Genomic DNA, 22002 nt, shown 5'->3' with positions numbered 1-22002 from the left:
CAGCCTTATGCGTAAACCGGGAAGCGTCGGGTGAGTTCATGAACCCGCTGCCGAACCGATTCCTCCACGGAGACATTGCCGTCCTCGCCTGATTTGCTGAGACCATCGAGGGTTTCGACGATCAGCTCGCCGACCTTGCGGAACTCAGCCACGCCGAACCCACGGGACGTCGCCGCAGGGGTGCCGAGGCGGACGCCCGAGGTGACCATCGGCTTTTCCGGATCGAAGGGAACGCCGTTCTTGTTGCAGGTGATGTGGGCGCGACCAAGCGCGGCTTCCGCCGCCTTACCGGTGAGCTTCTTCGGGCGCAGGTCCACCAGCATCAAGTGGTTGTCCGTGCCGCCCGCCACGATGGCGTAGCCGCCCGACAGCATGGTGTCGGCCAGCACCTTGGCGTTCTCAACGACGGAACGGGCATAGAGCTTGAACTCAGGCCGCAGCGCCTCACCGAAAGCAACGGCTTTCGCAGCGATCACGTGCATGAGCGGACCGCCCTGAAGCCCTGGGAAGATGGCCGAATTAACCTTCTTGGCGATGTCCTCGTCGTTGGTGAGGATCATGCCCCCGCGCGGGCCGCGCAGGGTCTTGTGGGTGGTGGTGGTCGCCACATGAGCGTGGGGGAACGGTGACGGATGAGCGCCACCCGCCACGAGGCCCGCGAAATGGGCGATATCCACCATGAAGAACGCCCCGACCTCGTCCGCGATCTCGCGGAAGCGGGCAAAGTCCCAGAAGCGGGAATAGGCCGAGCCGCCGGCCACGATGACCTTGGGCTTGTGCTCCCGGGCGAGGCGCGCCACCTCGTCCATGTCGATGATCTGGTCCTCCTCGCGGACCTTGTAGCTCACGACATTGAACCACTTGCCCGACATGTTGACGGGAGAGCCGTGGGTCAGGTGGCCACCGCAGGCGAGGTCAAGGCCCATGAAGGTGTCGCCGGGCTTCATGAGCGCCATGAAGACGGCTTGGTTGGCCTGGCTGCCTGAGTTCGGCTGAACGTTGGCGAACTTGCAGTCGAACAGGCGCTTGGCGCGCTCGATCGCTAGGTTCTCGGCAATGTCCACAAACTGGCAGCCGCCGTAGTAACGGCGGCCCGGGTAGCCCTCCGCGTACTTGTTCGTCATGACCGAGCCCTGGGCTTCGAGCACGGCGCGAGAGACGATGTTCTCCGAGGCGATAAGCTCGATCTCGTCCCGCTGACGACCGAGCTCAAGGCCGATGGCCTGGGCGATTTCAGGATCGCTGTCGGCGAGGCTCGCCGAGAAAAAGCTGTTGGATAGGTGGCTGTGTGCCGCTTCACTCGCGCTCATGGTAACCCTCGCCTCTTGTGAGCGGCCGTTCCGGCAATTCCTGACGCGTCGTCCGGACCTGGCGGCAACTCAAGCTGAACTGATCCGTGGCCTTTATCATGGGGAGGCAAAGCGCGCCAACCCGCAATGGAAATGTTGACCCGACCCCTGAAATGCAACAGCCCGCCGTGGGGCGGGCTGTTACGGACGCTGAATTGCCGAGGCTTCAGTTCTGGAGGAACATTTCCTCATCCGGAGCAGTCGGAGTGCGGCTCGCGACCGGGATCGAGTTGCCGAGACCGTCCTTATTGTAAATGTCGTCGCGGAACTGAACGAGACCGTCCGGGGTCGCCCAGGCCGTGACATAGACCCAATGGATCGGAACCGCCTGCGCCAGGCGGGCGTCGATCCGCTCGCCCGACTTGAAGGTGGCGTCGATCTGCTCGCGGCTCCAGCCGGGCGTGTCCTTCAGGAGCCACTCGATGTAGTCGCGCACGTTCTGTATGCGGATGCAGCCCGAGGAGACGAAGCGGAAATCGTCGCCGAAGATGCCCTTGGACGGCGTATCATGCATGTAGACGCCATGCTGGTTCGGGATGTTGATGCGGACGAACCCCATGGAGTTCAAGTCGCCGCCCGGATCCTGGCGGAAGCGATAGCGGGTCGCCTCGTCCGAGAACCAGTTGATCTGGCTGGAGGGCACTTCCTGGCCGGCCGTGTTGAAGATACGGATCCGGTTCTCGGTGAGGTAGTTCGGCTCCTTCTGCATCTTGGGGATGAGGTCTTTTTTGACCACGGAGGCAGGAGCCGTCCAGAACGGGTTGAAGTTGACCTCCACCACCTTTGAGTTCAGCAGCGGGGACTGGCGGTCGATCTTGCCGACGCCGGCGGCGTGGCGGGTGTGGACGACGCCGTTCTCCACCGTCTCGACCAGGGCGGCTGGAATGTTCGCGACAACGTATTTGTTGGGCAGGTTGCTGACCAGTGTGCGCAAACGGCTCACATTGATCTCGAGCTGGCGGATGCGGACATCGACCGGGACATTCATGGCCGCGACCGTCGCGGACGTAACGGTGCCCGTGGAGCTGATGCCGTGACGTGCCTGGAACCGGCGTACGCCTGCCTCGACGTAAGAATCGTAAATCGGCGATTCGCCCGCGGCTTGGTCGAGGTCACCCGTGACGATCAGGCGCTGGCGCAAGGCAACCACCGCTGGGCTCTTTGAGCCGACGCGCAGCCCGTCGACGCCGCGGACAGGCTGCCAGCCGCCCCGTGCCGAGATGTTGCGGTAGTAGTCGATCATCTGCTCGGTCGCCGCAAGGGCGTCCGCCGACAACATGGGGGTTGATGTGCGCTGAACCCGGGTGCGGGACACGGCTTCGTAGTTCTGCGACCACTCGGCTTGGCTACCGGCGAACTGCTGGGCCAGGGCCCCTGTCGCCGGAGTGAAAACAAGGGCAAGCGATCCTGTCAGGAGGAAGCGGCGAGAAATCATGGGTCGCAGGCTCTCAGTCTGTTGTTGGCATCGGACACAAGAACAGCCCCGAAAAGGACTGCTCCGGTTATTGATCTTTAAGCAGAGGTTCGCTTAACGAAGGGTGTTCAGAACTAAAATCATCGCGGCCAATTTATGGCAAATCACAGTGGCGTGTGGGAAATAGCCCCCTAGCCGTTTCCGCGGTGACTGCGGTTCGTCCGATTAATCTCTCTGTAATTGTAATTTTCGATGGCTTCATTGCCATTCCGGCCACGTTCCCGCCGGATGACTTGCCCCGGCTTTCCCCGATTCACGTCGGACCGCGCCTTTTCGTTGTATCCACGGCCGTTCTCGATAGCCACAGGAGGAGGCGGGGCGGCGTTTTGGGAGCGTCCAATGGCGTTCATCAGCGAGCCGATTGGAAGCGATTGCGCGGCAGCGGTTCCTGGCAACCCAAACGCGAAGGCCATGAGGAGGAGGAGGAACGGAAGAGGGCGGATCAACATAAGGCTACCTTTCGCTGCATGGTTGGACTGCCGATGCGTGGCGGTCTGCCCTTTGGTTTCAGACCCCGTGGCGAGTGAACAGCCTTCGCTTACAGCGAAACCTACCCTTAGGTCGCCCTCCGTACAGAGGGGTACGAGAGCCCAAATCTTCGAAGCATCCTATTTTTCCTGAGCAGCCAGCCATGCCAGCGCGAGGTACGTTGCGATCAGAGTGATGAAAAACACGATCGTGATCATGCTCGTCGCCACGATCCCCGGGAAGAATGCCGCGAGGATCAGATGGCTCATCACGGCCAGAAGCCACATGATTCCACCCCAGGTGCTCGCCATCCACAGGCCCACGGCGGCGATGAGGTCGATCAGGGCGAAATAGACGATGGTCGCCTGATACCCCAACGAGCGGGATTCGAATTGCCCAATGGGCGTCCAGACGCCCAGGATCACGGCCCAGGCGCTCAAGCCTTTCATGATCCAGAAAATCGCCAGCAGGCGCAGGAACCAGGTGAGGATGAGCGTCCAACGGGTGCTGCTGGGCTCGGCTGGGCGCTCCTCAATCCTGTCCGACGCATAGTCGCGTGCGGCTTCGGCAGACTGTCTATGGTTCGGGGCGCGGCCCATCAGGCAATCTCCAGCTCATCCGCGCCAAGATCGGCGAAATTCCGTTCGATGGCCGCCCTGTCGATGGCGTCGAGGGAGGCCGGATTCCATTTCGGCTGCCCGTCCTTGTCGATCAGGACAGACCTTACGCCTTCATAGAAATCATGGCCCTGGGAGACCCGGGATACGATGCGGAACTCCATCTTCATGGCTTCCTCGAACGTGAGCGCGCCGCCGCGTCGGACCTGTTCGAAGGCGATGTTGAGGCTCGTGGGCGACTTCGTGCGGATGGTCTCGGCGGTTCTGACCGCGAAGTCGGAACCGTTCCGGGCGGCTTCGTCGAGACGGTCCAAAACAGCCACAACGCTTTCGGCCGAAAAGCAGGAGTCGATGACGGCCCTCTGCTCAGCCAAGGGCGCAGGTCCGGCTTCGGTGGACAGTCTAGACAGCGCCTCATCCACGGGCTCACCCGCAAAAAGGGCCTCCCGCAAAGCCTCCATATGGGAGCTCGCGACCGCGTGGGTAGCAAGACCTAGCAGCAATGCGTCCGCTCGTTTCAGCCGTTCACCGGTCAAGGCCAGATACATTCCAGTCTGCCCGGGGAGCCGTGGCAGAGCATAAGTCGCGCCCACATCGGGGAAGAACCCGATGCTGACCTCGGGCATGGCGAAGAGGTAACGCTCTCCCGCCACGCGATACGGAGCATGGAGCGACACGCCCACCCCTCCGCCCATGACGATCCCGTCAATCAGGGACACGTACGGCTTGGGGTAGCGCTTGCTGCGAACGTTGAGCTGGTACTCCTCACGCCAGAAACTCAGGGCCTCCTCACGCCGACCAGCCTGGCCAAGCTCCGTGAGCTGCCGGATATCGCCGCCCGCGCAGAAGGCTTTCTCGCCGGCGCCCTGCACGATGATCCGCGTGACCCCAGGATCCTGCGCCCAAGCGTCCAGAGCCCGGCGCATCTCGCGTACCATGGCCAAGTTCAGGGCATTGAGGGCACGGGGACGGTTGAGCGTGACGACACCCGCCTCCCCCCGCCTCTCGCAGATGACTTCGGCGCTGTCGTCCATCCGAACCTCCTCCATGCCCAGTGCGGCTTAAACAGGGCGAGCCTGCGAACGTCAATGTGCAGTCTAGCGTCTCGTCCTCACCCGAATGGGTGCCATGCGACTTCGGACCCTTTTTTAGAGCGATTTAAATGTGCTAGTTCTTTGGGCATCCGCCGGCGTCGAGGCCGGCTTAGGATGAGGACCTATGCCAAAGCTGTCGCCGTTTCCCCGTCCCGCCGTTCAGGACGCCCCCTCCTCCGCTCTTGCACTGTCTCACCGCCCGCGGCGCAACCGCAAGGCGGAGTGGTCGAGGCGTCTGGTCCGGGAAAACGTGCTGACCGTCGATGATCTGATCTGGCCGCTTTTCCTCATCGACGGTACAGAGGGGCGGCATGCTGTTGCATCCATGCCCGGTGTCGAGCGCCTGACGGTCACTGAGGCCGTGCGGGAGGCAGAACGCGCTGCGTCCTTGCGCATTCCGGCGATCGCGCTTTTTCCCAACACCGATTCATCCCTTCGCGATCCGAACGGCTCCGAAGCGCTGAACGCCCGCAATCTGGTTTGCTGCGCCGTGCGGGAGATTAAGCGGGCCGTGCCGGAGCTCGGGATCGTCACGGACGTGGCCCTCGACCCGTATACCAGCCACGGTCATGACGGCGTGATGGACGGCGACCGCATCCTCAACGACGAGACCGTTGCGCTTCTCGCCCGGCAGGCCGTTCTGCAGGCCGAGGCGGGCGCGGACATCATTGCTCCCTCAGACATGATGGACGGACGCGTCGCCGCCATCCGCAGCGCCCTGGACGAGGCCGGCTTCCTGGACGTGCAGATCATGGCTTATGCGGCCAAATACGCCTCGGCTTTCTATGGCCCGTTCCGGGACGCCATCGGAACCAACGCCACCCTCGTGGGCGACAAGCGTACCTATCAGATGGACCCGGGCAATTCGGACGAAGCCATCCGCGAGGTCGCCCTCGACCTCGAAGAGGGCGCGGACATGATCATGGTCAAGCCCGGCCTGCCGTATCTCGACATCGTGCACCGGGTGAAGGACACCTTCGCGGTGCCGACCTTCGCCTACCAGGTGTCCGGCGAGTACGCGATGATCGAAGGCGCGGCTAGAAACGGCTGGATCGACGGCGAAAGGGCCATGATGGAAAGCCTTCTCGCCTTCAAGCGCGCCGGCGCAGACGGAGTCCTGACCTACTTCGCGCCGCGGGTCGCCGAGAAACTGAAGGCGCAAGCCTGATCCCAACTTTCATGAGCCGCTTCGACCTGTCATGGGCTTGGCGGCTCATCGCCGGTCTTGCTGCTCTCTGCTCTCTAGCGGCTTGCGGATTGTCCATCGATGCGGAGCAGGCCCGCGTCTGCCGCTCCGCCCTGCCCGCCCTCAACCCCGGCGCTCATCTGACGGTGCTGCGGATACAGGCCGGGCCGACGCCCCAGAGCCTGCGCGTGGAATATGTGGCCGAGCTGCCCGGACGGCCTGCCCTCGACCGGTTCGCGATCTGCCAGTTCGCGGCCGAGGGGCTTTCACCCAACAAGGCGGAGCTCACGGGCCTTGAAACGGAAACGGGGCCCCTTGCGGGGGCGAACCTCTATCTCCTGAAGCGCTACTATCTTGAAACACCGGAAGGGGTTGCGGGCGATCCCGGCAGCCAGGTCGGCGCTGACGTCATCGAGGTGCCGGACGCCACTGCCTACTGGCTCCAGCAGCTTCTCGTCAGCCTGCCGAGAACGGCCATTTATGCCCTTTTGGCCGTCGCCTATGCGCTGGTGTTCGGCCTGAGCGGACGCATCAACCTGGCCTTCGGCGAGCTTGCAGCCGTGGGCTCCGCCGCCACGGTGGCAGGGGCCTCAATCGTGATTGGATTCGGGTTCAGCTCGCCGGTGCTGGGCCTTGCCGCAGGCCTGTTCGGCGCCTTGTTCGCCGGGGCTTTCCACAGCGCGGTGGGTGGACATTTCACCATTGGCCGCATCGCCAGCAACCAAGCGAGCCTGATCGCCACGGTCGGCCTGTCGCTCTTCCTTATGGAGTATCTGCGCATCGTCCAGAGCCCGGTGACCGTGTGGCTTCCCCCAATCTGGTCCGATCCCTGGCTGCTCGCCCGGGCGGGAGACTTCATCGTCAGCCTGACCCCTATCACCCTGATTACGGCCCTTATCGGGCTTTCGGTCTCGCTCGGCCTGCTGTGGCTGATGAAGGCCACTGCCTTCGGGCGCGCCTGGCGGGCCTATGCGGACGACGCGCGGGCGGCTGCCCTCTTCGGCGTCAACGGTCCGAGACTTCTGACGCAGACCCTCGCGCTGGCGGGAGCCATGGCGGCCTTGTCGGGCATGTTGATCGTGGCCCAGTACGGCGGCCTGGGCTTCGCTGGCGGGTTTCAATACGGCCTTAAGGCCCTCATCGCGGCAATCATCGGAGGGATCGGCTCGATCCCCGGCGCTCTCCTGGGAGGCTTTGCCGTGGGATTGTTCGAGACGGCCTGGTCGGCGTATTTACCCATCGAGGTCCGCGACATGGCGCTCTATGCTGCCCTGATCGTCTTCCTGATCTTCCGTCCGGGCGGGCTGCTCGGCACGAGGGATCCAACGCCAAGACCCGTCTAAGGGTCGATAACAAAGAACCGGAGGCAACATGGCCGACTACGCCATCAACATCGACGACGTGAACCGGGCAGCTGAGATCATTCAGGGGCAGGTCCTCCGGACTCCCCTTGTTCCGGCCCCGCGCCTTTCGCACCTGACCAGCGCCACCGTCTGCGTGAAGCACGAGAACATGCAGCCGACAGGCTCCTTCAAGGAGCGCGGGGCAGTCACGAAGCTGGAGAGCCTCACGGCGGAGGAGCGCAAGCGAGGCGTCATCGCCATGTCGGCCGGCAATCACGCGCAGGCGGTGGCTTATCACGCGCGGCGGCTCGGCCTTCCGGCCACCATCGTCATGCCGGAAAGCGCGCCTCTGGTGAAAGCGGAGAACACCCGCGCCTATGGAGCACGCGTGATCCTGCACGGCGAGACCCTCTACGAATCCGCCGACCACGCCCGGGCCATCGCCGCCCGGGAGGGCCTGGTCTTCGTTCACCCTTACGACGATCCCAAGGTCATGGCGGGCCAGGGCACCATCGCGCTCGAAATGCTCACCGATGCGCCCGAGCTCGACCAGATCGTAGTGCCCATCGGCGGCGGCGGGCTGATCTCCGGCATCGCGGTCGCCGCCAAGGCCCTCAAGCCCTCAATCGAAATCATCGGCGTTGAGGCCGCCCTCTACCCGTCCTTCCAGAACGCCATCCGGCACGAGGATCGCCCGATCGGGGGCGCCACCCTTGCCGAGGGCATCGCGGTGAAGACCGTGGGGCAGCTGCCGCTTCCCATCGTGCGCGACCTCGTCTCCGATATCATCCTGGTGGAGGAGCCTGTGATCGAGCGGGCTGTGAACGCTTATGCGACCCTCCAGCGGACCATGGCCGAGGGCGCGGGAGCGGCGGGCCTGGCCGCCATGATGGCCCAGCCGGAGCGCTTCAAGGGCAAGCGGGTTGGCTTGGTGCTCTGCGGCGGCAACATCGACGCCCGCATCCTGGCCTCCGTCATGGTGCGCGAGCTGGAGCGCGACGACCGGATCACCTCGTTCCGCATCACGTCGAACGACCGGCCAGGGTTTCTGGGCCAAGTAGCGAGCCGGCTCGGCGGCCTGGGAGCCAACATTCTCGAGGTATCGCACGGCCGCCTCTTCCTCGATGTGCCGGCCAAAGGAGTTTCCATCGACATCACCATCGAAACGCGGGACAGACAACATACATTAGAGGTGTTCGACGCTCTGGCGGCCGACGGCCTTGAGCCGAAGCGGATCGATTCGCACGGGTTGTCCGAAACCGCCTATTGATGGAGAAAGCCATGGCCAACCGGCCAGTCATGCCCCAGATCAACTACAATTCCCGCGCGGTCGACGAACGTCTGACCGAAGGCGTCATCAGCCGCCGGCTGTGGGCCTATCTCATCGATCTCTTCGTCATCGCGATTTGGGTCACGTTGATTTCGATCGCCATCTTCTTCTTGGGGCTTCTGACCCTCGGGCTCGGCTGGGGGCTGTTCTTCCTACTTCCGCTCACGGCGTTGACGTTCATCATCTACAACGCAGTGACGATCGGCGGATCGGCCCAGGCGACTGTGGGCATGCGCATGATGGGTCTTCGCGTCGTCGATCCCCATAACGGCGGGCCGGTTTCCCCATTGGCGGCGGCAGTGCATGCGCTGTTCTTCTACGTGGCGATCTCCACCTTCGTGCTGTGGGCCTGCGACGTGTTCATGGGCTTCGTCCGGGACGACCGCCGGTTCCTGCGCGACCTGCTGACGGGCATGATGGTGGTGCGCGCCTAAGCCGCCTGCGGCGTCCTAACCCTTTTGAGACCCTTTCCCTGGACGCCCCGGGCACCAATGTTATTCTTAAGCGTTGAGTCGACGCTCAAGGTCTCTCTCAAAGGCGATAAAGCGTGACGAGCCAGCCGCGCGATGCACCGCAGTTCTACCTCACCTCACCGTCAGTCTGTCCCTATCTGCCGGATCGGGAAGAACGCAAAGTTTTCACCCATATCGTCGGTCGGCGAGGGCGGGAGCTGAACGAGATCCTGACCCAAGGGGGCTTCCGGCGCTCGCAGACCATTGCGTACCGGCCCGCCTGCGACACCTGCCGCGCCTGCGTGTCGGTGCGGGTCTTGGCCAACGAGTTCGAGCCTTCGGGGAACCTGAGACGCGTCCTGAAGGCGAATGCGGACCTGATCGGCAACGAGACGCCGAACCGTCCCTCCTCCGAACAGTACTCCCTGTTCCGCCGCTACCTCGACTCACGTCATGCCGACGGCGGGATGGCCGACATGACGGTGCTCGACTATTCGATGATGGTCGAGGACAGCCATGTGGAGACGCGGGTGATCGAGTACCGCCGCCGCGGCATCGACAGCCACATCACCGGCAAGGGCGCGGGGGACCTGATCGCCGTATGCCTGACTGACCAGATGAGCGACGGCCTGTCGATGGTCTACTCGTTCTACGACCCGGAGCACCAGAACCGCAGCCTCGGCACCTTCATGATCCTCGACCACCTGCGCCGCGCCAAGGCCATGGGCCTGCCCTACCTCTATCTCGGCTACTGGGTCGATGGCTCGAAGAAGATGGCCTACAAGGCCCGCTTCACCCCCCAGGAGCGCCTGCTGGCGCCCGGCTGGGTGCGGGTGGATTGATTAGATGGATTTTAGCCGTCCTATAGCCCAGCCATTCCCATGCAGGACGAAATTTAGAACCCCACCCTCACGTCCTGTACAATTACCAAAGCTCATAGGAAAACGCTCAGCTGGTGCTGATTAAGCGAGAGTGTCTTTTTTGCGCGTTTCCAAACATTCTCCCATTGCACATAATCATCTCTTAGTATAACGTTGTAATATTACGAGTTTCTGCTATGTTGGTTTTCGAGGAACCCGCGAAATTCCCTCGCTGTTAATTAGGAATATTATCTGGGGACAAGTTATGACTACTTACAAAATCGGGTTTGAGTCTCGTGTCAATATCGACATAGAAGAGAGTCAGAGCATCCCAGCTATAGCGGCTCTTGCAGACGGTGGATGGGTTGTAACTTGGACGTCCGACGACACTGATCTTAGCGGCATTTTCCAGCAGCGCTTTGACCGCAACGGCATTGCATCCTCACCTGTTGATCTTTCCGTCAACACCACCACGGCAGGCGATCAGTATAACTCCAACGTGACGGCTCTTGCAGATGGCGGATGGGTCGTGACTTGGACTTCTACCGGCCCGGACAATAGGGGGATATCTTCCAGCGGCGTTTCGATCACAACGGCAATGCCACTTCGTCTGCTGATCGCATCGTGAACGCCGACACACATCGAAATCACAGCTTCGCAAGTGTGACAGCTTTGGCTGACGGTGGTTGGGTTGTCACATGGCTTTCAGGGGACGAAGACTCAACTGAGAGCTGGATCTATCAGCAAGCTTTTGACCGCAATGGCAATGCCGTCTCACCTGTTGATACCGTCGATATGGTATCAACCGGCTATGTTTATTCACCCAGCGTAACCGCCCTCGCAGATGGCGGTTGGATTGTGACCTGGAGCTCTACTGAAGACGGCACTTTTGATGTTTATCAGCAGCGTTTCATGCCGAACAAGGCTCCGAGCGAGCTGACGTTGAGCGCCGCCGCCGTGCAGGAAGCCGCAACCGCCGGCACGGTTGTGGGTACGCTTTCGGCGCAGGACGTGAACCTGTCCGGCGGCGACGCGCTGACCTTCACCCTCCTTGACAATGCCGGTGGCCGCTTTGCGCTCCAAGGCGACAAGGTCGTGGTGGCTAATGGCAGCCTGCTCAACTATGAGACCGCCCGCTCCCACAATGTCACTGTACAGGTGAAGGATAAAGACGGGCTGAATCTCGAACGCACCTTTGCCATCTCCCTGCTCGACGTCACCGGCCCAGTCGATCCGACACCGCCGAATCTAGTCCTGACAGGTACCAGCAAAGCCAATACGCTGATAGGCGACTTTGGTAACGACCGGCTCTATGGCAAGGGCGGCAAGGATATGCTGATCGGCGGAGCTGGTCAGGACACCTTCGTGTTCGACACCAAGCCGAACAAGAAAACGAACCTGGACAGGATCAGCGACTACTCGGTGGCTGACGACACGATCTGGCTGGAGAACCGGGTGTTCAAGAAGCTGGGCAAGAGCGGCAGCGAAGTCTCACCGGCGGCGCTCAAGAAGGCGTTCTTCAAGATGGGCAAGGCCAAGGATAAGAACGACTACGTGGTCTACAACAAGAAGACCGGCGTGCTGTCCTACGATGCCGATGGCTCAAACGCAGGAAAAGCCGTCGAGATCGCCAAGCTCGCCAGGAACCTCAAGCTCACCCAAGACGATTTCTTCATCGTCTGAGATCGGCCGCCCTCGCTGGCATCTAGAATGGAAAAAGCCCGCGCTTGCTGTCGGAAGCAAGCGCGGGCTTTTCGCTTGGTACAGTTCTTATTCCCCAAACTTGTTCGACTTGGGGAACCCCTTCGGCGGCAGGCGGCCGGCTTCGGTGCGGTCTCCCATCCAGTCGCGCAGGTCTTCCTTGGCGACGGTCCAGGTGCGGCCGGAGGTGTCCTTCCAGGTCAGGCCCTCCTTGAGCTTGAAGACCTTGGCGTCGGAAACGCCGCCGTCCTTGTAGCGCTGGAGGCGCACGCCCTTGCCGCGGGTCATTTCCGGCACCTGCTTGGCCGGGAAGATCAGCATCTTCCGGTTTTCGCCGATGATCGCCACATGGTCTCCCTCGGCTTCCGTGCAGACGACCATCTGGGTCGGCGCATCGAGGTTGAGGATCTGCTTGCCCTTGCGGGTGTTGGCGGTGATGTCGTCGGTCGGCGCCACGAAGCCGCGGCCGTCCGAGCCGACCACCAGCAGCTTCGATCCGGCCTTATACGGGAACGCCGAGATGAAATCGGCCCCCTCTTCCAGATCGACCATCAGCCGGATCGGATCACCGAAGCCGCGCCCGCCCGGAAGCTTGGAAGCTTCCAGGGTGAAGAAGCGTCCGTTGTTCGCCACCACGATGATCTTGGACGTGGTTTCGGCGAAGAACGCCGTCTTTAAGCTGTCATCGCCCTTGAATTGCACGGCCGAAAGATCGGCCTGATGGCCCTTCATGGCGCGGATCCAGCCCTTTTCCGACACGATAACCGTGATCGGCTCGCGCTCGACCATCGCCTCGGCGAAGTCGATGTCGGACGTATCCGGCGCTTCCGCGAAGGTGGTGCGGCGCTTGCCCAGTGCCGTCTCAGGCCCGAAGGTCTTGCGGACTTCGCGGATTTCCGCCGTCACGGCCTTCCACTGCGCCTTCTCGGAGCCAAGCAGGTTCTCGATAGAGGACTTCTCGTCCTGCAGGTTCTTCTGCTCGCGCTTGAGCTCCATCTCCTCGAGCTTGCGCAGCGAACGCAGGCGCGTGTCGAGGATGGCGTTCGCCTGGATCTCGGTGAGCTTGAAGACGCGCATCAGCTCCTGGCGCGGCTCATCCTCCTCGCGGATGATTTTGATCACCCGGTCGAGGTCGAGATAGACGATCAGGAGGCCGCCCAGGATTTCCAGGCGCCTGTCGATGGCGGCGAGCCGGAAGCCCGAGCGGCGGATCAGCACCTCACGGCGGTGGTCGAGCCATTCGCGCAGGCACTCGACCAGCCCCAGCACCTTCGGCACCTTGCCGCCGGCGAGCACGTTCACGTTCATGGGAATGCGGCTTTCAAGCTCGGTCAGCTTGAACAGCGATTCCATGAGAATGATCGGATCGACGGTCTTGGAGCGCGGCTCCAGCACGATGCGAATGTCCTCCGCCGACTCGTCGCGCACGTCCGCGAGCAGCGGCAGCTTCTTCTCCTGCAGCAGCTCCGCGATCTTCTCGATGAGGCGGGACTTCGGCACGGAATACGGAATTTCCGTGATGATGATGTTCCAGACCCCGCGACCGGCATCTTCCTTGTGCCAGCGCGCGCGCACCCGGAACGAGCCGCGGCCGGTGCGGTAGGTCTCGGCGATGGAGGATTGGCTGTCGACGATGATGCCGCCGGTCGGAAGATCGGGTCCCGGCACGAAGGTCATAAGCTGGTCGGACGTCGCCTTGGGGTGGCCGATGAGGTAGAGCGCCGCATCGCAAAGCTCCGCCGCGTTATGCGACGGGATCGAGGTCGCCATGCCGACCGCGATGCCCTGGGAGCCGTTCGCCAGCAGGTTCGGGAACGCCGCCGGCAGGACGATGGGCTCCTCGTTCGTCTGGTCGTAGGTCTCGCGGAAATCGACGGAGTTCTCGTCGATCCCGTCCAGCAGCAGGCGCGCCACCTCCGTCAGGCGGGCTTCCGTGTAGCGCATGGCGGCGGCGTTATCGCCGTCGATGTTGCCGAAATTGCCCTGTCCCTCGACGAGCGGGTAACGTTGGGCGAAATCCTGGGCCATGCGCACGAGGGCGTCGTAGATCGATTGGTCGCCGTGCGGATGGTACTGACCCATCACGTCGCCGACCACGCGGGCGCACTTCTTCGGGGCCGACCGGGGATCAAGCCTGAGAAGGCGCATGGCGTGCAGGATGCGGCGGTGAACCGGCTTCAGCCCGTCCCGCGCATCGGGCAGCGCCCGATGCATGATGGTGGAAAGGGCGTAAGCGAGATAGCGCTCTTCCAGCGCGTCCTTGAGATTGATGGACTCAATCTCGCCGCCTGACGGTGGATTGACCGGCTTACCCATGAATCAAAATCCCTAATTGCGAATCGGTTCTTATCACTTCACATGAGAACATAACAGAAACAAACTTCAGTCGTCCCCAGCTGTGGCGAGTGCGACGAAACGCGCCCGCTCCGCCGGGGCTGCCTGCCCCCGTGGCTCGAAGACATTCTGATGCAGGAAGAAATCCGTCAGAGCAAATCCATCCCGGATTTCCTCTTCCCTAGGACGATTGGCCTTCGATTGCCCGATCAGGAAGCCTGGGAGCTTGAGAAGCCGGTCTTTATAGGGCTCCCCGGCTGCGGTGCTGACGGCCCGGCCGCTTTTCGGCGAAACATAAGTTAGATCGTTCGGGCTTCCGGTGGCGGCGCAGGACGACAGATCCAGGCCGAAGCCGAACTCGGCCAGGATCGCCAGCTCGAAACGCACGAACAGGGCTGGCGCCAGGTCAGGGTCGTCCAGGTGATCGACCAGAACCTCCAGGGTTTCGTAGAGCGCCGGGTGAGGATCGCGCTCGGGCAGGTATCGCAGCAGGTGGGCCAGGGTTGCCAGGCCATAGAGCGCCAGCGGTGAACCCATGAGGTGGGCGGCCCGCAATCCGAGCCCCTCGACCTGATAGGTGCCAAGATGCTCATCAAGGCGAGCGCGCCAGGTCGCCTGCACGCTATTGCCAGGTTGCAGAACGGGCTGCAGCGTCTTGGAGCGGCCGCCATGGACCAGGCCCAGATGCCGGCCATGCTCGCGCGTCATCAGCTCGAGGATCACGCTCGATTCGCCGTGCTTGCGGACGCCGACCACGATGCCTTCATCGGTCCATTGCATTCGTTCAGGCTACTCTCAGGAACAGGGGTCTAATGGATACATGATGTAAGCATTCGGAGCGCAATTTTCCATATTTTCCAAGGGTATCGAGCACTTTTCAAGGAACATTCCGCGCTCTCGAAGCCTTCCTAGACGGAACCAACCACCGAGCTTGGCATTGTTGATGCTCATGTTCTCCAGAGGACGAATAGGAACCATGAAGATTACCTCGTTGCTTCTCGCCGGCACCGCATTGCCGCTGATGCTGCACTCGCCGCAAGCGTCCGCAGACCCACGGAATATCGCCGAGCCGTTCGTTCTCGCACAAGCCGGCCCGGCTTCCCCCGAGGAAGTGCCTCCGGGCACCCGCCCTGGCCGTCCTCAGAGACAGGACGGGGATGCGCCTCGCGGTCCGCGCAGCGACAGGCCGGATCGGCCCGATCGTCCAGACCGACCAACCGCTCAAGGGCAGGACGGGCAACCGCCCGAGGGCCGTGGCCCTCGTCGCGGCGGCGGAGCGCCAGGCGATGCGCCGGAGGCTCCGCGCCAGCGCACGGCCCCTGCTGCCCCCGCGGCCGAAAGGCCAGCCCCTCCTCCCGGCGCGGAACCGGCTCAACAGCCTGCACGTCCAACCCAGGCCCAGGAGCGCCCCCAGGCCCCCGAACGCGCTCAGCCGCGACCGGGCCGCCCCGATCAAGCTCCAGGCGAAGGCGCACCCGAACAGCGCCGCCCCCGGAATCCGGATGCGCAACAGCCAGCGACCAGGACGGCTCCTGACGGTGCCGGAGCTCCTCCTGCGGCCGCAAGGCCTATCCCAGCGGCTCCAACCGCCGAGCCGAGGACCCCGCCTCCCGGAGCGCCACAGCGGGCGGCTCCATCGGCTACCCAGGCTCCGCGTCCGGGTGAGGCTCCGCCTCGTCCCGCGACCGCGCAGCCACCCGCGCCAACCACAGCTCCTCCGGCCACGACCGCCCAGCCCCCGGCTCCCGCCGCCGCTCCTCCCGCGACGACCGCGCAGCCTCCAGCGCCGACCGCGGCTCCTCCGGCAGCTCCGCCTGCTCCGACCCAGGCTGCTCCGCAGCAACCCCGGCCCAGCTCGCCTGCTCAGGCGACTCCGCCCGCTCCCACAGCGGCACCCGGTGTTGCGCCGGGCGCCGCCCCAGGGGCAGCCACGACCCGTAGGGCGCCCGCCGGTGCTCCTGAGCCGCTCGAGGGCATCGCCAATGGTCGGATCGACGACCTCCGCGGAATGCGCCGTCAGCGCACCGAGGAAGGCGGGCGCCGGGTCATCATCGAGGAGCCGGGCGACCGGACCATCATCCGCGAAGGCGACCGGGTCATCATCCGCCACGACGAAACGGAGCGGTTCCGCCGCACCTATCGCGATGCGGATGTTCGCACCGAACGGCGCGGCGAAGAGAATATCACGATCGTGCGCCGGCCGGACGGCTCGGAAATCGTCACGATCCGGGATGAGGACGGCAACCTCATCCGGCGCGTGCGGCGAGAGTCCGCAGGTCGCGAGGTCGTTCTCATCGAGAACCGCCACGGCGATCGCCGCCTTAGCCGGGGCTCCACCTACATCGAGGAGGAGGTCGTGCGCCTTCCGCCGCCCGTCGTACGGATTCCGCGCGAGGAATACATCGTCGACGTGGAGGGCGCCTCTCAGGAGGACATCGTCGAGGCCTTCACGGCTCCGCCGGTGGAACGCATCGAGCGGGCCTATACCCTCGACGAGGTTCGCCAGAGCCAGCCGCTGCGCGAGCGCATGCGCCGGGTCGATCTCGATACGGTGAACTTCGATTTCGGCTCCTGGACCCTGCCCGAGGAGCAGATCGGCGCAATGACGGGTATCGCCCAGGCGATCCAGCGCACCCTGTCCGCCAACCCGAACGAGATTTACCTCGTAGAGGGCCATACGGACGCGGTGGGCGCTGACGACGATAACCTGACCCTGTCCGACAGACGCGCCGAGACGGTCGCCACCGCGCTGGCTCAGAGGTTCGGCATCCCGGCCGAAAACCTCACCACCCAGGGCTATGGCGAGCAATACCTGAAGGTGAACTCGCAAGCTCCCGAGCGAGCGAACCGCCGGGTAACGATCCGCCGGATCACGCCTCTCCTTCAGGGCCAGAACCAAGCCCCGCAATAGGCACTTGCACCCATGGCCCGGCGGTTCGAGATCGCCGGGCCGATCTTTGGACGATGCTCTATTCCGGAAGTCCGGCCATGCGCAGCCCTTCGGCGATACGGGCAAGCACGCCAGGGCTGAAAACCAGTGCGCGGGTGATGTCCGTGATCGTAATGCCGGGATAGCCTTTGAGCAGCTCGCGCACGCTCTCCTGAGCCTTGGAGGTCTGGCCGCTCAATGCATAGGCCGGGGCCAAATTGCGATGGATCCAGCTCGAACTTGGATGGGCCATCAGCGCCTTTTCCTGCCACAAGATCGACTGGTCGTAGCGCTCGGCGATGAAATGGGCGCAGCCGATTCCCATATCGCAGTTGAACGCCATGGGGTCGAATGGGCTCAACCGGAGCGACCTTTCAAAGCGCGGGATCGCAGCCTCCGGCTCGTCCTGGTAGTTGTGCAGCCATCCCCTCCGGTTCCAGGCCCAGGCTGAGTTCGGATCGAGCGCCAGGGCCCGATCGAGAAGCGATGCCGCCCGCTGAAAGTTGCGGGTGATCGTGAGCGCCGCCCCCAGCACCGCCAGGGTGAAGGAATCGTCCGCCGCCATGGTGGCAGCCAAGTGGGCCTTCCGCAGCGCCTCGCGCGTGTCTTTCTCGATGTCCTCGGACCAGTTGTAGATAAGCCTCTGCCCACTGCACCAAGCCGCAAGGGAGAGGGCGAGCGGATAATTAGGATCAAGCTGGAGCGCTTCGTCCAGCAGTCGCCCGGCCTCTAGATTGTTGTCCCGCTCGAGCGACCACACGAGTGGAAGCGCACGCATCACGAGATCGTACGCATCGAGGCTGTCTGGTCGCTTGCGCAATGCCCGTTCGATCTCGGCCGCCCGGATGGATGGCTGGATTGCGCCCACGACGCTGGCGGTGATCTGGTCCTGGAAATCGAACAGATCCTCGGCAACGCCGTCATAGTGCTCGGCCCAGAGATGGTTGCCATTCGTGCCGTCGATCAACTGGGCCGTGATGCGAAGGCGGTTGCCTGCGCGCCTCACGCTGCCTTCGAGCAGGTACCGGACGCCGAGCTCGCGGCTGATCTGCTGAACACTGACCGCCCGCCCCTTATAAGCGAAAGACGAGTTTCGGGCGATGACGAAGAAGGAACGCACCCGCGACAAGGCCGCAGTGATATCCTCGACGATGCCGTATGCAAAATGTTCCTGCTCGGGGTCGCCTCCGATATTGCTGAACGGCAGAACGACGATTGAAGGCCTGTCCGGCAACGGCAGGACGCGGTGATGCCGTGTTTGGGGCGTTTCATGGCAGGCCCCCAGGCAATAAACCCTTATCGGCCTTCTGATGTTTTTCACGGCCTGCTCGCCCAGGTCGATGAAGTCATAGGGCAGCTTGTCCCTGACCTCCTCATAGACCTTGGCCGACAGGCAGATCCCACCCGTCGTGGCGATTTGTTCGAGCCGGGACGCCACATTCACCCCGTCGCCATAGATATCGCCGTCCTCGTCGATGATGATGTCGCCCAGATTAATCCCGATACGGAGACGGAGGGGCGCCTCTCCGTCCGGATTTTCAGAGGATGCAATCACCGCTTGGATCTCGATGGCGCACCGCACGGCCTCTACAGGACTTGAAAACTCCATGAGGAACCCATCGCCGACGGTTTTCACCAGACGTCCCTGGTGAGCCAGCATCGTCGGAACGACCACATTTCCCCGTAAGTATCTCAGCCGCGCGAGGGTGCCCTCCTCATCGTCGGACATCAGCTCGGAATAGCCCGGCACATCGGCGGCAAGGATCGTCGCAAGACGTCTCTGGGATTTCTGGTCCGGAGGATTGGTCATGTCCATCTCCAGCCGACGCCATTGGGACAGACAACGCTACCCGGCAGGCGGCCACCGAGACCATCCGTCTACCGAAACCCTTACGGGGCAAAGGTTAAAACCCTTACCTAAAGGTTAGAACAAGCTTGGAGGGCGGGAGTTCACCCGCGCGGGAATTCAAGCCCCATTTCCCGGTAGCGTTCGGGGTCGTCGCTCCAGTTTTCGCGAACCTTCACGAACAGGAACAGATGAACCGGGGCTTCGGCGATCTCGGCGATCTCCTTGCGGGCGGCCTGTCCGATGGCCTTGATGGTCTGTCCGCCCTTGCCGAGCACGATCTTGCGCTGGCTGTCCCGCTCCACGAACACGGTCTGCTCGATGCGGATCGATCCGTCCGGCCTCGGTTGCCATTGATCGGTCTCGACCGTGGACTGGTAGGGCAACTCCTCGTGCAGGCGCTCGTAGATCTTCTCGCGGGTGATCTCGGCGGCCAGCATCCGCAGGGGCGCATCCGAGATCTGGTCTTCTGGATAAAGCCATGGGCCTTCCGGCATCATCTCGGCCAAGTGACGCTTCAGGGCTTCGAGACCGTCGCCCTTGAGGGCGGAGATCATGAAGGTGTGGGCGAAGGGCACCTTCTCGTTCAGGGTCGCGGCCATTTCGAGAAGCTTCGAACGCTCGATCAGGTCGATCTTGTTGAGGATTAGGATCTTGGGCCGCTTCAGCTCCGGCATCTTTTCAAGGATCGCCTCGGCCTCTTCGTCGATGCCTTTGCGCACGTCGAGCAGCAAGGCCACCACGTCCGCATCCGCCGCCCCGCCCCAGGCGGACGTCACCATGGCCCGGTCGAGCCGACGCTTGGGCTTGAAGATGCCGGGCGTATCGACGAACACGATCTGGGCTTTGCCCTCGATGGCGATGCCGCGCACCAGCGCGCGGGTGGTCTGCACCTTGCGCGACACGATGGAGACTTTTGAGCCGACGAGCGAGTTGAGCAGCGTGGACTTGCCCGCATTGGGCGCGCCGATCAGGGCGACGAAGCCGGCCTTTGTGTTGGTTTCCTCAGGCGACGCCATGCTCTTCCTCCGTCCATATGCCCTCTCGTAAGAGAAGGCTTCGGGCCGCGGCCTGTTCCGCAACGCGTTTCGATGGGCCGAGCCCGAAATCGCTCTCCTGGCCCTTCACCTTCACCATCACGCGGAACCGCGGGGCATGGTCCGGCCCTGTCTGCTCAACGATCGTATAGGTTGGCGGCGGGAGCCCCTGCGCTTGAGCCCATTCCTGCAAGGCGCTCTTCGGGTCGCGCAGCGGACGGCGTGGGGCAGCCAGCAGGTCCTTGAAGGAGCGCTCGATCAACTTCTGGGCGGCATCATAGCCCCCATCGAGAAAGACCGCACCGATGATCGCTTCGCAGACATCGGCAAGGATGGCCTCGTTTTTCCGCTCCCCGGACTGCGCCTCCCCAGCGCCGAGCTTCACATGGGGACCGACATCCCAGGACTGAGCAATCTCGGCGCAGCTCTCGCGCCGCACGAGTTCCGCCAGACGCCGGGAAAGTTCGCCCTCCGGCGCGCCCGGGAAGGCCCGGTAGAGCATTTCAGCTATGGCAAGCCCGAGAACACGGTCGCCGAGAAATTCCAGCCGTTGGTAGCTCTGCCCGCCCGCATTGGGGGCGCTGACATGGGTCAACGCCTCTTCGAGAAGTTCGGGACGCTCGAATTGGTACTCGAGCCTTGTGAGCAGTTCGTCGAGGTTTGGTTTACGTCTGGCCACGGGATTACTTGATCCGCTCGAACATGCGGTTCCAGCGGATATATTGCGGCCATTCCCACGGACGCCACAGGGACGCGCGCTCGTCGATCGAGAAGAAGATGATTTCGGCCCGCCCGACGAGGTTTTCCGCCGGAACCGCGCCGACGCTGGCCTCGTCCCGCGAGTCGGTGGAGTTGTCCCGGTTGTCCCCCATCATGAAATAATGACCGGGCTGGACCGTGTAGACGTTCGTGTTGTCCCAGTAGCCCCGGTCGTTGTCCCGTTCGATGACGAAGTGGGACGTACCTTCCGGGAAGGTCTCTTTGTACCGGGGCACCGAGATCGGGCGACCGTAGAGATCGGTTGTCTGGTAATCCGTCACGCGCTCGCGCTGTACGGGCTTGCCGTTGATCTGGACCACGCCCCCGATCACCTGGATCTTGTCACCCGGAAGCCCGACTACGCGCTTGATGTAGTCAGTGGAATTGTCCTTCGGCAGCTTGAAGACCACGATGTCGCCGCGCTTCGGCTCGGACCCGAAGATCCGGCCCGAGAAGACGGGTGGGCTGAAGGGGATCGAATGCTTCGAGTATCCGTAGGAGTATTTGGAGACGAACAGGTAATCGCCGATCAGCAATGTCGGGATGAGGGAGCCCGACGGGATGTTGAAAGGCTGGAACAGGACGGTGCGGACAACAACAGCAATCAGGAGGGCCTGGATGATGACCTTGACGGTCTCCCAAATCCCCCCCTCGTCCTTCCTGACGCCGTCGCCCACGTATTTCTTGGCGTTGTCGTTCACGTAAATCGATCCATGCTTGAGGGATGCGATGGCTTTGGAGCCGTCTCAAGTCGTTGCGGGGGTCTATCCCAACCCGAGGCCTGCCGCAACGCAGCCTTATTCACTTTTTGGGGCGAGCCTCGATTATGACGAAGGCCTGAGCCAGCGGCGGATCGTCCGTCAGGGAAACGTGGAGCACGGCCTCATGGCCGGCGGGCGTCATGCCCCGCAAACGCTCCAGCGCCCCTCCCGACAGGCGGAGGGTCGGCTGTCCGGTGGGAAGATTGACGACTTCCATATCCCGCCAGAAGACTCCATGACTGAGGCCCGTACCAAGGGCCTTCGCGCAGGCTTCCTTGGCGGCGAACCGTCGGGCATAGGACGGCGCCCGCGCGGCGCGCCGGTCGCTCCGGGCGCGTTCGCCCTCGGTGAAGATGCGATGGGTGAAGCGATCCCCGAAACGTTCGATGGAACGCTCGATGCGACGGATGTCGCAGAGATCCGACCCGATGCCGAGAATCATGGGAGGTCCTTGTTGGAGGC

Annotated in this window: 19 protein-coding genes; 8 read left to right on the top strand and 11 right to left on the bottom strand. The window is 63.0% G+C overall.

Annotation, left to right across the window (positions count from 1 at the left end):
• Positions 1-5: 5 nt before the first annotated feature.
• The 4 genes from glyA to DRB19_RS20620 all read right to left on the bottom strand — a co-directional run bounded on the left by glyA (position 6) and on the right by DRB19_RS20620 (position 4942).
• Complete coding sequence (gene glyA, locus DRB19_RS20640; RefSeq protein ID WP_114187919.1) at positions 6-1310, bottom strand: serine hydroxymethyltransferase; 1305 nt, start codon at positions 1308-1310, stop codon at positions 6-8.
• A 205-nt stretch (positions 1311-1515) separates the two neighbouring features.
• Positions 1516-2784 carry a L,D-transpeptidase family protein gene (locus tag DRB19_RS20635; RefSeq protein ID WP_114187918.1) on the bottom strand — a complete coding sequence of 423 codons (1269 nt, stop codon included), beginning with the start codon at positions 2782-2784 and terminating at the stop codon, positions 1516-1518.
• A gap of 647 nt (positions 2785-3431) precedes the next feature.
• Positions 3432-3890 (bottom strand): DUF6163 family protein, encoded by a 459-nt coding sequence (locus tag DRB19_RS20625; protein WP_114187916.1) that lies wholly within the window; start codon positions 3888-3890, stop codon positions 3432-3434.
• On the bottom strand, positions 3890-4942 hold the full coding sequence (locus DRB19_RS20620; RefSeq protein ID WP_114187915.1) for an enoyl-CoA hydratase/isomerase family protein: 1053 nt from the start codon (positions 4940-4942) through the stop codon (positions 3890-3892). The genes DRB19_RS20625 and DRB19_RS20620 overlap by 1 nt, the downstream gene beginning before the upstream one ends.
• Positions 4943-5126: 184 nt before the next feature.
• On the opposite strand from DRB19_RS20620, the gene hemB reads away from it, so the two are divergent.
• From hemB to DRB19_RS31555, 7 genes are all read left to right on the top strand, one after another.
• Entirely contained in the window at positions 5127-6170 is a 1044-nt protein-coding gene (gene hemB / locus DRB19_RS20615; RefSeq protein WP_114187914.1) for a porphobilinogen synthase, read from the top strand.
• A gap of 11 nt (positions 6171-6181) precedes the next feature.
• Complete coding sequence (locus DRB19_RS20610) at positions 6182-7531, top strand: branched-chain amino acid ABC transporter permease (RefSeq protein ID WP_114187913.1); 1350 nt, start codon at positions 6182-6184, stop codon at positions 7529-7531.
• A gap of 28 nt (positions 7532-7559) precedes the next feature.
• The gene (locus DRB19_RS20605) at positions 7560-8801 is read left to right on the top strand and encodes a threonine ammonia-lyase (RefSeq protein ID WP_114187912.1); all 1242 of its coding nucleotides are present in this window, start codon (positions 7560-7562) and stop codon (positions 8799-8801) included.
• An 11-nt stretch (positions 8802-8812) separates the two neighbouring features.
• Positions 8813-9295 carry an RDD family protein gene (locus tag DRB19_RS20600; RefSeq protein ID WP_162815785.1) on the top strand — a complete coding sequence of 161 codons (483 nt, stop codon included), beginning with the start codon at positions 8813-8815 and terminating at the stop codon, positions 9293-9295.
• 113 nt (positions 9296-9408) lie between these two features.
• Positions 9409-10155: an arginyltransferase gene (locus DRB19_RS20595; RefSeq protein ID WP_114187910.1), complete on the top strand. Its 747-nt coding sequence runs from the start codon at positions 9409-9411 to the stop codon at positions 10153-10155.
• Between the two features lie 283 nt (positions 10156-10438).
• Positions 10439-10801, top strand: coding sequence for a hypothetical protein (locus tag DRB19_RS30075; RefSeq protein ID WP_147022190.1), 363 nt, complete (start codon positions 10439-10441; stop codon positions 10799-10801).
• The gene (locus tag DRB19_RS31555) at positions 10798-11856 is read left to right on the top strand and encodes a hypothetical protein (RefSeq protein WP_276330623.1); all 1059 of its coding nucleotides are present in this window, start codon (positions 10798-10800) and stop codon (positions 11854-11856) included. The genes DRB19_RS30075 and DRB19_RS31555 overlap by 4 nt, the downstream gene beginning before the upstream one ends.
• Positions 11857-11943: 87 nt before the next feature.
• On the opposite strand, the gene parC is transcribed toward DRB19_RS31555, so the two are convergent.
• Complete coding sequence (parC, locus tag DRB19_RS20585) at positions 11944-14190, bottom strand: DNA topoisomerase IV subunit A (protein WP_114187908.1); 2247 nt, start codon at positions 14188-14190, stop codon at positions 11944-11946.
• Between the two features lie 66 nt (positions 14191-14256).
• Entirely contained in the window at positions 14257-14988 is a 732-nt protein-coding gene (recO, locus tag DRB19_RS20580; protein WP_114187907.1) for a DNA repair protein RecO, read from the bottom strand.
• Positions 14989-15184: 196 nt separating this feature from the next.
• Between recO and DRB19_RS31225 the strand changes: the two genes are divergently transcribed.
• On the top strand, positions 15185-17119 hold the full coding sequence (locus DRB19_RS31225) for an OmpA family protein (protein ID WP_245439702.1): 1935 nt from the start codon (positions 15185-15187) through the stop codon (positions 17117-17119).
• A gap of 58 nt (positions 17120-17177) precedes the next feature.
• Here the strand turns inward: DRB19_RS31225 and DRB19_RS20560 are convergent, their stop codons facing one another.
• From DRB19_RS20560 to acpS, 5 genes are all read right to left on the bottom strand, one after another.
• Positions 17178-18947 carry an adenylate/guanylate cyclase domain-containing protein gene (locus DRB19_RS20560; RefSeq protein WP_114187903.1) on the bottom strand — a complete coding sequence of 590 codons (1770 nt, stop codon included), beginning with the start codon at positions 18945-18947 and terminating at the stop codon, positions 17178-17180.
• Positions 18948-19087: 140 nt separating this feature from the next.
• Complete coding sequence (gene era / locus DRB19_RS20555; protein WP_114187902.1) at positions 19088-20002, bottom strand: GTPase Era; 915 nt, start codon at positions 20000-20002, stop codon at positions 19088-19090.
• Positions 19989-20699: a ribonuclease III gene (rnc, locus tag DRB19_RS20550; protein ID WP_114187901.1), complete on the bottom strand. Its 711-nt coding sequence runs from the start codon at positions 20697-20699 to the stop codon at positions 19989-19991. The genes era and rnc overlap by 14 nt, the downstream gene beginning before the upstream one ends.
• 4 nt (positions 20700-20703) lie before the next feature.
• Positions 20704-21480: a signal peptidase I gene (lepB, locus tag DRB19_RS20545; protein WP_373867396.1), complete on the bottom strand. Its 777-nt coding sequence runs from the start codon at positions 21478-21480 to the stop codon at positions 20704-20706.
• 100 nt (positions 21481-21580) lie between these two features.
• Positions 21581-21982 (bottom strand): holo-ACP synthase, encoded by a 402-nt coding sequence (gene acpS / locus DRB19_RS20540; RefSeq protein WP_114187899.1) that lies wholly within the window; start codon positions 21980-21982, stop codon positions 21581-21583.
• Positions 21983-22002 lie beyond the last annotated feature (20 nt).

It is taken from the genome of Microvirga aerophila (assembly GCF_003332305.1).
GTDB classification, from domain to species: Bacteria; Pseudomonadota; Alphaproteobacteria; order Rhizobiales; family Beijerinckiaceae; genus Microvirga; species Microvirga aerophila.
The sequence above is the reverse complement of the archived record's forward strand: the minus strand, read 5'-3'. Positions and strand labels throughout refer to the sequence as shown.

Bases quoted from the DNA above. Each gene is read 5' to 3' on its own strand.
- glyA (WP_114187919.1), bottom strand. From the start codon at position 1,310: ATGAGCGCGAGTGAAGCGGCACACAGCCACCTATCCAACAGCTTTTTC.
- DRB19_RS20635 (WP_114187918.1), bottom strand. From the start codon at position 2,784: ATGATTTCTCGCCGCTTCCTCCTGACAGGATCGCTTGCCCTTGTTTTC.
- DRB19_RS20625 (WP_114187916.1), bottom strand. From the start codon at position 3,890: ATGGGCCGCGCCCCGAACCATAGACAGTCTGCCGAAGCCGCACGCGAC.
- DRB19_RS20620 (WP_114187915.1), bottom strand. From the start codon at position 4,942: ATGGACGACAGCGCCGAAGTCATCTGCGAGAGGCGGGGGGAGGCGGGT.
- hemB (WP_114187914.1), top strand. From the start codon at position 5,127: ATGCCAAAGCTGTCGCCGTTTCCCCGTCCCGCCGTTCAGGACGCCCCC.
- DRB19_RS20610 (WP_114187913.1), top strand. From the start codon at position 6,182: ATGAGCCGCTTCGACCTGTCATGGGCTTGGCGGCTCATCGCCGGTCTT.
- DRB19_RS20605 (WP_114187912.1), top strand. From the start codon at position 7,560: ATGGCCGACTACGCCATCAACATCGACGACGTGAACCGGGCAGCTGAG.
- DRB19_RS20600 (WP_162815785.1), top strand. From the start codon at position 8,813: ATGGCCAACCGGCCAGTCATGCCCCAGATCAACTACAATTCCCGCGCG.
- DRB19_RS30075 (WP_147022190.1), top strand. From the start codon at position 10,439: ATGACTACTTACAAAATCGGGTTTGAGTCTCGTGTCAATATCGACATA.
- parC (WP_114187908.1), bottom strand. From the start codon at position 14,190: ATGGGTAAGCCGGTCAATCCACCGTCAGGCGGCGAGATTGAGTCCATC.
- recO (WP_114187907.1), bottom strand. From the start codon at position 14,988: ATGCAATGGACCGATGAAGGCATCGTGGTCGGCGTCCGCAAGCACGGC.
- DRB19_RS31225 (WP_245439702.1), top strand. From the start codon at position 15,185: ATGAAGATTACCTCGTTGCTTCTCGCCGGCACCGCATTGCCGCTGATG.
- DRB19_RS20560 (WP_114187903.1), bottom strand. From the start codon at position 18,947: ATGACCAATCCTCCGGACCAGAAATCCCAGAGACGTCTTGCGACGATC.
- era (WP_114187902.1), bottom strand. From the start codon at position 20,002: ATGGCGTCGCCTGAGGAAACCAACACAAAGGCCGGCTTCGTCGCCCTG.
- acpS (WP_114187899.1), bottom strand. From the start codon at position 21,982: ATGATTCTCGGCATCGGGTCGGATCTCTGCGACATCCGTCGCATCGAG.